The organism is Pedobacter immunditicola, assembly GCF_037482985.1.
In the GTDB taxonomy this organism is placed as follows: Bacteria; Bacteroidota; Bacteroidia; order Sphingobacteriales; family Sphingobacteriaceae; genus Pedobacter; species Pedobacter immunditicola.
In genome coordinates, this window is sequence record NZ_JBBHKC010000002.1 from 393456 (window position 1) to 405817 (window position 12362).

At 39.7% G+C, this 12362-nt stretch carries 10 protein-coding genes; 5 read left to right on the top strand and 5 right to left on the bottom strand.

Going from position 1 to position 12362, the window contains the following annotated elements; genetic code table 11:
• Positions 1–5: 5 nt before the first annotated feature.
• The 4 genes from WG905_RS04210 (at position 6) to WG905_RS04225 (ending at position 8309) form a co-directional block, all read left to right on the top strand.
• Positions 6–2282 carry an FAD-dependent oxidoreductase gene (locus WG905_RS04210; protein ID WP_339590456.1) on the top strand — a complete coding sequence of 759 codons (2277 nt, stop codon included), beginning with the start codon at positions 6–8 and terminating at the stop codon, positions 2280–2282.
• Positions 2283–2408: 126 nt separating this feature from the next.
• Positions 2409–5276 carry a glycoside hydrolase family 2 TIM barrel-domain containing protein gene (locus tag WG905_RS04215; protein WP_339590457.1) on the top strand — a complete coding sequence of 956 codons (2868 nt, stop codon included), beginning with the start codon at positions 2409–2411 and terminating at the stop codon, positions 5274–5276.
• Between the two features lie 102 nt (positions 5277–5378).
• Positions 5379–7277 (top strand): FAD-dependent oxidoreductase, encoded by a 1899-nt coding sequence (locus tag WG905_RS04220; protein ID WP_339590458.1) that lies wholly within the window; start codon positions 5379–5381, stop codon positions 7275–7277.
• 36 nt (positions 7278–7313) lie between these two features.
• Positions 7314–8309 carry a hypothetical protein gene (locus tag WG905_RS04225; RefSeq protein ID WP_339590459.1) on the top strand — a complete coding sequence of 332 codons (996 nt, stop codon included), beginning with the start codon at positions 7314–7316 and terminating at the stop codon, positions 8307–8309.
• Positions 8310–8359: 50 nt separating this feature from the next.
• Here WG905_RS04225 and WG905_RS04230 read toward each other — a convergent pair whose 3' ends face one another.
• Complete coding sequence (locus WG905_RS04230) at positions 8360–8824, bottom strand: DinB family protein (RefSeq protein WP_339590460.1); 465 nt, start codon at positions 8822–8824, stop codon at positions 8360–8362.
• 215 nt (positions 8825–9039) lie between these two features.
• On the opposite strand from WG905_RS04230, the gene WG905_RS04235 reads away from it, so the two are divergent.
• Complete coding sequence (locus WG905_RS04235) at positions 9040–10134, top strand: Gfo/Idh/MocA family protein (RefSeq protein WP_339590461.1); 1095 nt, start codon at positions 9040–9042, stop codon at positions 10132–10134.
• Positions 10135–10221: 87 nt separating this feature from the next.
• Here WG905_RS04235 and WG905_RS04240 read toward each other — a convergent pair whose 3' ends face one another.
• The 4 genes from WG905_RS04240 to dtd form a co-directional block, all read right to left on the bottom strand.
• Positions 10222–11082, bottom strand: a complete 861-nt coding sequence (locus WG905_RS04240; protein ID WP_339590462.1) for a metallophosphoesterase — start codon at positions 11080–11082, stop codon at positions 10222–10224.
• 56 nt (positions 11083–11138) lie between these two features.
• Positions 11139–11291 carry a hypothetical protein gene (locus tag WG905_RS04245; protein WP_339590463.1) on the bottom strand — a complete coding sequence of 51 codons (153 nt, stop codon included), beginning with the start codon at positions 11289–11291 and terminating at the stop codon, positions 11139–11141.
• Positions 11292–11576: 285 nt separating this feature from the next.
• Positions 11577–11903 (bottom strand): nucleotide pyrophosphohydrolase, encoded by a 327-nt coding sequence (locus tag WG905_RS04250; protein WP_339590464.1) that lies wholly within the window; start codon positions 11901–11903, stop codon positions 11577–11579.
• Positions 11903–12355: a D-aminoacyl-tRNA deacylase gene (dtd, locus tag WG905_RS04255; RefSeq protein WP_339590465.1), complete on the bottom strand. Its 453-nt coding sequence runs from the start codon at positions 12353–12355 to the stop codon at positions 11903–11905. Before dtd ends, WG905_RS04250 begins: the two co-directional genes overlap by 1 nt.
• Positions 12356–12362: the final 7 nt, after the last annotated feature.

Genomic DNA, 12362 nt, shown 5'->3' on the forward strand with positions numbered 1-12362 from the left:
ATAAGATGAGAATTACAGAACAAACTGCTCAAAAAAGAGAGAACAGGACCATTGAAGTAAGTACAGATTTGCTGGTTGCAGGTGGTGGCATTGCAGGATGCTGCGCAGCAATCACCGCTGCAAGGAAAGGAATAAAAGTAGTTTTAATTCAAGACAGGCCGGTACTTGGTGGCAATGCAAGTAGTGAAGTAAGGCTCTGGATTTTAGGAGCCACTTCACATATGGGCAATAACAACCGATGGTCCAGGGAAGGTGGTGTAATTGACGAAATTTTAATTGAAAACCTCTACCGAAATAAAGAAGGAAACACCCTGATTCTGGATACCATATTACTTGAGAAAGTTATAATTGAACCTAATATTACGTTGCTTTTAAATACAGCAGTGTTTGACCTGGAAAAAACAGGTAATGCCCATATCAAAAGTCTCCGGGCATTTTGCAGCCAAAATTCTACCACTTACAACATCAAATCAACTCTTTTCTGTGATTCTACAGGTGATGGGATCGTTAGCTTTCTTGCCGGGGCTGCTTTTAGAATGGGTGCAGAGAATAAAGAAGAGTTTGGTGAAGCTTTAGCGCCAACTCAAGAATATGGGGAATTGCTTGGGCACTCCTTATACTTTTATAGTAAGCGCAGTGACAAACCAGTAAAGTATCTACCTCCGGCATTTTCATTAAAAGATATCAAGGAAATACCCAGGTTTAAGGTGCTTAATCAGAATGATTATGGATGCAGGTTATGGTGGATTGAATATGGTGGAAGAAGAGATACTGTGCATGATACAGAGGAAATTAAATGGGAACTGTGGAAAGTAGTATATGGCATATGGGACCATATCAAAAACTCGGGTCAGTTTGAAAATGTCGATGACTTGACTTTAGAATGGGTAGGTACGATTCCTGGCAAACGGGAAAGCCGGCGTTTTGAAGGTTTATACATGCTTAAACAACAGGATGTGATTCAACAACGACATTTTGACGATGCGGTGGCTTTCGGTGGCTGGGCTTTAGATTTACATCCTGCGGATGGGATTTACAGCCCTGAACCGGGTTGCAATCAATACCATAGTAAAGGTATTTATGGTATACCTTATCGCAGTTTTGTAAGTCAAGACATTGATAATCTATTTTTTGCGGGACGCATTATAAGCACTTCGCACGTGGCTTTCAGTTCTTCGAGGGTAATGGCTACCTGTGGGCATGGTGCCCAGGCAGTTGGCATAGCTGCTGCGTTATGCATTCAGCATCAGGTGAAACCGGCAATGCTGCTTGAGCCAAATTATTTAAAAGAACTTCAAGAAGAACTCAATATTGCAGGACAAAGTATCCCTGGATTGCCAATTACCCGGAGGAATACGAAGATTGATTTACCTTCAGTATCAGCTTCTTCTACACTAAAACTTTCAAAAATACCACCTGATGGTGGCTGGTTACATTTAACAATAGCAGAGGCACAATTATTGCCTCTTACGACCGCTCGATACACTTTTAAAATAAAAATCAAAGCAACGACAGATACCACCTTAAAAGCAGAATTAAGGTGCAGTGTAAAGAAGACCAATTATACTCCGGAACAAAGCATCCAGCTTCTTGAAATTCCTGTTAAAGCAATGGAGCAGGAAATTGAGCTCATTTTCACAGAAGCTTTTCCAGTAACAGCCTATGGCTTTCTCATTCTTCACAAAAACGATGCTATCCAGATAAAACTAAGTAATTTCTTATATACCGGAATTACCACTGTTTGTAATGGCAAAAACAAGGCCGTATCCAACAATGGTAGTCAGCAGGTGTCTCCTGTAACCGGTGTGGAAAGTTTTGAGTTTTGGATTCCACGCCGACGACCCGATGGTCATAATATTGGAATGGAAATCTATCCTGCCCTTGAGCCTTATCAGGCAGCGCATGTTCAGAATGGATATACGAGACCTTTTTTGAGTAGCAACGCCTGGGCTGCTGATCCAAACGATCCCGCACCGATGTTAACTTTCAAATGGGATAAGCCACAAACTATTCAAACAATAACGCTCTATTTTGATACGGATTTTGACCATGCACTGGAATCTTCTTTATATGGACATCCTGAAAGCGTTATTCCATTTTGTATTAGGGAGTATACCATTTTTGATAAAAGTAATTCTATAATATATTCCCTTGAAGGTAACCATCAAACTATAAATAAAATTGTGTTAGACCGTCCACTGGAAACAGATGTCCTTTATTTGCAGGTGAAACATCCCGCAAATCATGTGCCTGCAGCGATCTATGAGGTTTTATTTAGCTAAGCTTGAAGTTGTGAGATCGGGAGACTTAATGGGGGAAGTCTGTGTTTAAATTGCTTCCAGCTGGTGATCTTTTACATAAAATAACCAATTAGAGCGCACAAATTATCATATATATAAATCAACATCATGAGTTTATTAAGATTGAAAAAGACCAGTTATTATACCTTTATTTTTTTAATCTGCAGCTTATTAGCTCAGGCACAGAAAACAGAACAAGTAAGCTTGTCACTCGATGGAACCTGGGCATTTAAAACGGATCCTACTGATGTGGGAGAACAAGAAAACTGGTTTAAGCACGATTTCGCCGCAAACGGATGGGAAACGATGAATACGCCTTCAAACTGGGACACCCAGAATGAATACGCAAACTATGTTGGCAAAGCCTGGTACCGTAAAACAATTTCAATTCCTGCCGCCTGGAAAGACAAAACGATATTTCTCAATTTCGAAGGCGTGTACTTTGACAGTAAAGTTTGGGTTAACGGCCAGCTTATAGGGACAAATAACAATGGCTTCCTCCCTTTTGAATTTGATGTGTCTAAGTTGATCCATACAAACAGCATCAATACCATTGTAGTTGGTACAAGTAATGTATTTCGTTTAGGTGCGGTTTGGAACTGGGGAGGCATACGCAGACCAGTAAAACTTGTAGCCGGTAATGCTGTGCGAATCTTGCAACAGCATATTACACCTACGGTAAATCTTTCAAAGAATACAGCTGCAGTTGGGGTGAAAGTTTTTCTTCAAAATTCTGCTGACAAAGAACAAACTGTTCAAGGTAAGGTCATTTTGCAAAGCCCCAATCTTTATCATAAGGAAATATCATTTTCAGTCATCATCCCAGCAAACAGTAAGAAAGAGGTTAATTTAAATGCAACACTTAAGAAAGAACAGGTTCATCTCTGGCATTTTGATGATCCTTATTTATACGATTGTAGTGTGAGTCTTTTCAATGGGGAAGTTTTATTGCAAGAGCAGCATAAACGCTTTGGCATTCGAAAAATTGAAGTCGATAACAAAAACTATATGTTCAAGTTAAATGGGGAATCCGTTCGTTTAATGGGATTTAATCTTGTAGCAGATGATCGGACAACGGGAAACACACTCCCTTTGTGGCGGGTTAAGGAAGATGTAGATATGATGAAAGAAATAGGCTGCAATATGACTCGTATAACTCATTTACCATTAACTGAAGAGATGTATGATTATCTGGATGAAAAGGGAATGCTCATTTTTCCTGAAGTGTCACTGTGGGGGAATTCACAAAATGTAGACCCCGATCAGTCGATGTCAAAAGAATGGCTGGAAAAAATGATTTATAATAATTATAGTCACCCATCAATTATAGGGTGGAGCGTCGGCAATGAGATAGGAGAAAATCCAAAGGTAATGTCTTATGTTGAATCGGCTATCAAGCTGTCGAAAAGTATAGATAGCAACCATTTAGCTGTAATGGTTAGCCACACCGCTGATAGAAGTATTGACCCCATTCAATATTCAGCTCTAGGACTGATCAATAAATATGGAGAAAACCTTGCTCCTGTTACAGAAAAGATTCATCAACTCCATCCGGAAAAACTGTTGTTTTATACAGAATACGGGATTGGGCAACTTAGCGAAGATCTTGATGCAAACTTTGATGCAAAAGCGGTGCTCGATTCTATTCGTCATAAACCTTACTTAATGGGTGCATCCCTTTGGACATTTAATGATTATCGGAGTAGTTTCAATGGAACCAAGGAGTTTTCAGAAAATCGCCCTTGGGGTATAGTGGATGTTTTCAGACAAAAGAAAAAAGCCTGGTATTCGATCCGAAAAGAATATGCGCCAATTCAAGCAATTCAAATAGAAAATATAAAGAATAATGCTGTTGGTAAATCATCCGCTGAAATCATACTTACACCACGAACCAAATTTGACTTACCCGCTTACACCATGAACAATTATCGGCTGGTATGGAATGTGAAAAATGATATGGGAGAAGTTACGAATGCCGGATTTGAAAACTTAACACAGATAGAACCTGGAGATAAAGTTTTAAAAAAAGTTATTCATTGGAATAAGGCTGAAAATATAAGCTCTCTGCAAATCGAATTGGTTTCAGGACTTGATTATTCGCTATGTGATACCATCCTGTTTTTTAACAAACCTAAAACACCTGAAGTGATCCAAATTACTGGAGCCCGAACACGTTTGAATAGTGCTCCAGGGAATACCGGGACAATTCGACTGGTTTTCAATAAGGACCAAACTGCCACAGCCTATAAAGCCAGGTATGGTAAAGAGACGTTGACGAATGAAACCCCATTAACAATAAATCATTATATTGATATAAAGGGCTTGGAAGCAGGCTCTACCTATAAAGTTACGTTGAGTGCAGTTAATTCAACGGGAGAAAGTGAGCCAACAAAGATTCATGAAATTCCAATAAATTATGCACTTGCAGCGCCAGTGATCCGATACATGGAGCCTGCCCATAAAGGTCTTTTTATTGGATACAGTACACTTCCTGATGATTATATTTTTCAGGTTCAACATACCACAAAAGCTGGAGATTACGAAAATGCGAAAACCATCCAGTCAACAAATAAAGGTGTTTTGTTTGTTCCAGATCTGGTTAATGGCCAAAAATACTATTACCGGATCAAATCCTTAAAAGAAAACTTGTTTCCGAGCCTATGGTCTGAGGAAAGAATGGTGATACCAGATGGTGGACAGTTAGCAGCTGTACCAAAATTGAATTTCATAATTCAAAAGGGTGACGAAGCGCACATCTTATTTGAGCCAGTGAAAAAGGCCATTGGGTATGTATTACAATATAAACAGCTTGCTGCTAAAAATTGGGAAAGCATAAACATTACCGCTGCTCAAATTCGTCATTTTCATGTTTCTGGATTAAGTAAGGGGAAAAAATATGATTTCAAGTTGTCGGCTAAGAATGAAAATGGGCAATCCTCTTTCACAACAGTTAGGCAATCCCAATTGCAGGAATAAATGTGCTAATGTTTAACAACTTTTTATCAACCAGTAATGAGCTATGATGAAATATAAATCCCGGCTATCAAATTTTAGAACCTAATATAAACTATAATAATTATGAAGGATAACAGACGAAATTTTTTGAAGGCACTTGGTGTAGGTTCTGGAACATTACTTGTAAACCCAACCTTTGCCTTTGAGGTGAAAGACGCTAAGTTAAAAGACATAAAAAAGAACGATAAAGTCCACGTTCGCAGGAAAATAGAAACGGAGATTTTGATCGTTGGAGGTGGTCTATCTGGAGTTTGTGCTGCTTTGGCAGCTGCAAGAAACGGCGCTAAGGTAGTCTTAATTCAAAATCGTTCACGTTTAGGGGGGAATGCAAGCAGTGAAATTAGGATGCACATTGTTGGCGCCAGCAGTTTGAACCAAGTATGGCGGGAAACAGGAATTCTTGAGGAGTTTATGCTTACTGAATCTGTGACGAACCCCCAGGTTTCTTACGAGATGTTAGACTATGTTCTCTATGATAAAGTATTCTCTAACAAGAACATTACCCTCTTGCTGGATACCGTACTTTTTGATGTCTTTACCGGTGGCGATAAAATAAATACGGTTCATGCTTATTGTTCTCCTACAGAGGAACTTTATGAAATTTCTGCAAAAAAGTTTGCTGACTGTACAGGTGATGCTACGCTTGCTGCTATTGCAGGCGCAGAGTTTATGAGAGGCAGAGAAGCGGAGTCTTTATGGGGTGAATCGCTCGGACTGGAAAAAGCTGATGAGATTACAATGGGCAATAGTCTGATGTTTGAAGCTACCGAGCAAGACAAACCAATGCCATTTGTTGCACCTTCCTGGGCCAGAAAGTACACTTTTAAGGACTTTCAGCATCGAAAAATAAATTCTTACGAATATGGATATTGGTGGATCGAACTTGGCGGAATGGAAAATATTATCAATGACGGACAAAAACTACGTGATGACCTGATGGCAGTGGTCTTTGGTATTTGGGATTACATCAAAAATTCAGGTGATCATCCTAAATCCGCAAATTGGGCACTCAGTTGGTTCGGGACGATCTGTGGAAAAAGAGAAAGTCGCCGTGTTACAGGTGATTATATCATGACACAACGGGACATTCAGGCACCTACTTTGTTAGAAGACAGGGTTGCTTATGGCGGTTGGCCTTTGGATGATCATCTCCCTGCGGGAATGGATGATACCTCACAAATGCCTTTTCGTTCGATTCCTTTGAAAGGGCCTTATTCCATTCCGATGCGATCGCTGTATAGTAAGACCTTTAGTAATCTCTATGTAGCGGGAAGGGATATCAGTGTATCTCACGTTGCATTATCATCTACCCGGGTTATGGCCACCTGTGCAGTTATTGGTCAGGCAGTTGGAACGGCAATGGCTTATAATTTAAAGGAAAACATTACGCCAAAAACTTTATGTGCAGATCAAAAACACATCACTAAGCTCCAACAAATTCTATTACGGCAGGATCAGGCCATATTGGGAGTGACCAATATGGATGAAAATGATTTAGCGCGTATAGCAAAGGTAAATTCGTCACATGAATCGGCAGATGGAAAAGCAGCGAATGTAATCGATGGCTTTAACCGAGATGTTAAAGATGGTGAGACCCATCAATGGCGTGCAAGTTTAGCTAATGGCGAGGCCTGGATAGAACTTCAGTGGAAGAAAACACAAAAAATTGGAAGTCTTGAATGTACTTTTGACACAGGCTTACAAAGGTCTTTAAGAATATCTGGCCAAAAATCAGTAATGAAAAACCAGGTAAGAGGTTATCAGCCAGAAACGGTTTCTGATTTCAAGATAGCGTTTAAGAAGAATGGAAAAGTTGTTTATGAACAAAATTTCGAGCAGAATTATTTGCGCAAATTTGTGCACGAATTTGCGCAGGTTCAGGCAGATGCTGTCCGCATTACCGTTTCAAAATCACATGGAGATGAGTTTGCGAAAATTTTTGAGATCAGATGTTATAGTTAGATCTTTTATCTTTCAAAAAATATACAATAAAGAATTATGAAATTATACGGACTTATTACCCTGTTATTCTTTGTTCAGTTTTCCTTTGCCCAAGGGAAAGCTGAACAAGGGAATAAGTCTGTCCATGCTTTTTGGTTCCAGGTGAATGATTTAGTAAAAACAGAGATCAAGCTTGAATCTAACGAGGTGGGAAATCCTAAACTTTATACATCCCATTTACAAACTGATGTCTGTTCCGATGGGTTATGTAAACCAATCAATATCACCATTGAATGGAACCTGCTTGGCCATTTTCATGGTTATAAAACAGATCAAAAGCATGTTCTTACTAAATTTGATCATGTAGAACTGACCGCTGAGGATCATAAAAAACTACATCAAATTCTTTCTGATACGGCTTCAATTTTGCGTGACTATAAAGTTGAAGACATGATTGACACTACCTCGTTTGTTCGCTCTTTAAAAATTGACGCGGTTACTGGGGCGACCAGCAAAACATTTGATGGGGTCACAGTTGAAGGCGCGCTTTATACCGTTTATACTTTATGGCATTTCATTAACGGGGATGTACGAAAAAATATTCTCAATCATACACGCTCGTTGTTGTCGGATTCTTTTGTGCAATATATGCTCAAATCTGATGACAGAGATCAGATCAGCTTCATTTTAGCAAACATTACGGATTTGCAACGTCAAGCGTTCTTGCCGGAAATCATAAAACTTGTATCTCATCCGGATGATTACATCCCCCATTTTGCACTAGCGCAACTAACAGATAAAACTTTGTCAAACTATTCAAACCAACATCTTTTACTGGGTTATATTCCAAACGTAGCACCCCATTTGCAAAATGCAATATTAGATCGTCTTAAAAATGTAAAGCTGGATAATAAGGGGCTAGCATCATTAATTAATTCCATGCCAGGTTTAAAGGCCACACAGATGAATAAGGCCTTTACTATTATAGAAAACAATAAAACTGCACTTAACAAAAAACTGCTAAAGGAAATTGAAAATCTCCCTAAAAAATAAGACAAGGGAATTTGCCCAAAGGTCAGCAGTAAACAGCTAAGTCGAAAGGCTTACACTATCATTTTCTTTATTAATGAAACTTGTCCTAAATGATAATAGCTGTGTTCAATAACACCTTCAATATTTCGCAAATATGTTCCATACTTTTCATCCACGAAAGTCTGGTCTAGCCTGTCATCCGGCATTTGCTCAACTTTATTTATGAAGTTTTCAGCATTGCTTAAAAAGTTATTGACCAATTCATTCCAATCGGTTTCAGACTGAATTATTGGAAGATCAAAACTATATTTATCACTAATCTCCAGCTTCCCACCATTAAATACGTTCAACAGTCCTACCAGATAATAATTTATATGAAAGGTCAAAGCCGCAATGGTATTTAAGTTTCCCATTTTTTGAGTTGCTTGTTCCCAATTTGTACTTAACAGCTGTTCCTTATAATTTGTATTAGCAATCCAATGTCCATCGAGTAGTACTTCTCGAAGTCGGCTTGCAGTAGATAAACTTCTTGTCATGTCGTCATCTAATTAAAATGGGCTTTTTTAGAACTGGTTTGATCAGCTTGGTGTTTATTCTAAAATAGGCAAAAGTTTCTAGTGGAGCGCGACGGATAAATTTAACAATTATATATAGATGTGCTTTCCTTTAGTATACCGCGTACAAATGTGTAATAATTGGTTTATACCTTTGGGGATAGTAAAAATAAAGATCAGAATTTAGAAAATACAATATGAAACAGAATAAGATCGGCGTGGGCATTATTGGGGCCAATACAACCAGTTGGGCAGCTATGGCGCATATACCTGCATTGCAACTTATCCCTGAGTTTGAACTTATTGCTGTAAGTACCACAAATATGGCTTCTGCAAAAGAAGCAGCCGATAAATTTGGCGCTAAACATGCATTTGACAAGGAGCATGACCTGGTTAATCATCCCGACGTAGATCTCGTAGTCGTGGCTGTAAAGGTGCCTTATCATTATCAGTTGGTGAAAGCTGCCATTGATGCAGGCAAAATGATTTATTGCGAATGGCCTTTGGGAAATGGCACCAACGAAGCTAAAGAATTGGCCGCGATGGCTGCTGCTAAGGGTTTAAAAACTTTTATAGGTTTACAGGCAGTTTCAATACCCGAGATTACCTATCTGAAGGCTGCCATAGCAGATGGATTGATCGGCGAAGTATTGTCTTCTTCAATGTTGGGTTCTGGTGGTGTATGGGGTCCTGTAGTCCGCGATGAAAGTTATTTATATCTCAACGACCCTAAGAATGGCGCAACAATGATGGATATTGCTTTTTCTCATAGCTTGGCAGGCTGTATGCATGTACTTGGAAATTTTAAATCGATAAGTTCAACGTTGGCACATCGCCGTAAAGAGGCCGTTTTATTAACTGACCAATCTATAGTGCCGCAATTAACTATTGACCAGGTAGCCATTTCAGGGATACTTAAAAACGATGCCTTAGTCAATGTCCATTATCGTGGCGGCATGTCAGCCGGCATCAACTTTCACTGGGAAATCAATGGCACCAAGGGAGATATCGTAATTACTGGAGATCTCGGACAAATGCAATTAACGCCTGTTAAGCTGCAGTGGGCAAAATCTGGTGAACCGTTAGCAGAGCTCCCCATCCCTGCAGCATACCTAAGCAAAGATTATCCAGCCCAGCCGGTACGTGGTTTATATGCTGCTTATAAAGCAGTACTGAGCGACTTACAAAATCAAAGCAATGTTGTCCCTGATTTTAATGACGGCGTGACAATGCATCAGCTCTTAGATCGTATTCATGAATCTTCGTTGCAGGGGAAAAGAATAAGTCTTTAGCTAACTGATCAATTAGTGGCAAAATACCTGAAATAGAATGTGGAAAAGCAACTCCTTGATCATTAAAGGAGTTGCAGGTTAAAAAAATTAAAAGGAAATATCTTCAGGGATAGCGTCAAGACTATAATATTGATGACTGACTTTTCCTTCTTTTACGGTAACGATTCTAATTCCTGATGGATCTTCACCTAAAGGCTTCCCAACCGGTCCGGTGGTCACCATTTCCATCGTACCTGATTTTCCAAAAGAGTTTCTGTGGTAATGACCTGCAAACACATGACTTACACCATACTCATTAAATAAGTTTAGGTATTTAGTTCGTGTGTTCAAAGGAAGATTAAAATATGCATCCTTTTCTGCAGGATCTGTCAAAAACCAACCATGGTGTTGAAATACCAATAAAGGGTTGGCGCCAGCGCGTTTGGCTTTCTTCAGTTTTTTCCTTAACCATTTATCTTGCGCTTTAGCCTCCTGCTCCACAAATGCAGGACTTTTAAAATAAAGGGAATTTAACACGATTCCATACATTCCATTATGTTTAATGGTATAGTAATCGCGGCCAAATTTCTTGCGGTGAGCCTTGATGTCAGTTGTTTTAGGGTCATTGTTAACGTCGTGATTTCCAGCGAGATGGTAAATTGGAATGCTCGGGTCAAGCAGGCTAACAATACGCTTGTATTCATTAAGCTGTGCAACGTCACCTGGCAGGTTAATTAAGTCGCCGGTTACGATCACAAATGCCGGACGCAGCTTGTTGGCAGCAGCTATTGCCTTTTCAAAATTCTCAGTTTCCTTTTTGAAATCCTTATTGTCCGTAAAGAAACCAAATTGAGTATCCGTCATCTGGATAAAGAAAAAGGGCTTCTGCTGTTGCGCTGATGCTCCGAAACTGATGATTATTAAAGCAAAGGCAATTAATAGCGATTTGATTGAATTAACATGATTCATATTTATCAAAATTTAATCAGGCTACCAACCGGTATTCTGAGGTTGAAGATTTGAGTTTACATCAATTTCCTGATTTTATTCAACTGTTCATGAGCAAAGGCGTCGGCAACACCGCTTCGTTGGCTGCCTCCGCGTAAATCAGCACCCCATATGCTGTTCTGATCGGGAAGCAATACGGGTACTGTCAATACAAATATATTTGTATTCAAATGTTTTCAAGAATAAAATTAAGGATCTGCGTGTTGAGAGGATTCTCACCGTACTCACCCCTTACCCAAACCTCACTCACACCAAACCATCACTAAAAAATAACTCTTCACTACCACCGACCTGCTACCGACCTCGTACCGGAAAACCGGTAAAAAACCCGATCGAAATCCCTGTCAGGTATGACCTAAATAAACGCCGGAGTTTAATGATCCTTTGATCTAACCTAAATGATCAGCAAACGAACGGCAAACGATCAGCAAATGAAAACCTAACAATCGTTCTCCTTACTTTAATTTATCATTATTCTGATGCCTGTCCGCATCCCTGACACTGTTCTTCGCCATCTTTTTCTCCAAAGCCGAGGTTAAATCAATGCCGGTTTGGTTGGCTAAACAAATCAATACAAACAACACATCAGCCATTTCCTCACCCAGGTCAACAGCTTCATCACTCTTTTTAAAAGATTGCTCACCATATTTCCTCGACATGATTCGGGCTACCTCACCAACTTCTTCCATTAAAATGGCCGTATTGGTCAATTCGTTAAAATAACGGACTCCGGTAGAGGTGATCCATTGATCTACATTTTCCTGTGCTTCCTTGATGGTCATTATTCTTTGTTTTTAGTATCAATGATAATCGTTACCGGACCATCATTCAAAAGACTGATTTTCATGTCGGCCCCGAAGATGCCGGTTTGTACTTCCTTCTGGATCAGACCTGAAAGTTTTGTGGTCATGCTTTCATACATCGGGATGGCCTTATCGGGTCTTGCAGCGCGGGTAAAACCCGGCCTGTTGCCTTTTTTGGTGGCGGCGAATAAAGTAAACTGACTGATCAGCAAAATGTTGCCATCGATATCAGCAAGGGATTTATTCATCAGCCCATTTTCATCACCAAATATACGTAAGCCTGAAATTTTTTGTGCCAGCCAATCCAGGTCTTCACTGGTATCCGCATCCTCAATTCCAAGCAGGACTACGAAACCCTGCTCAATGGCACCTGTAATCTGTTCATCTACACAGCAGCTTGCCTGTGTTACGCGCTGAATAACTGCTCTCATGATATGG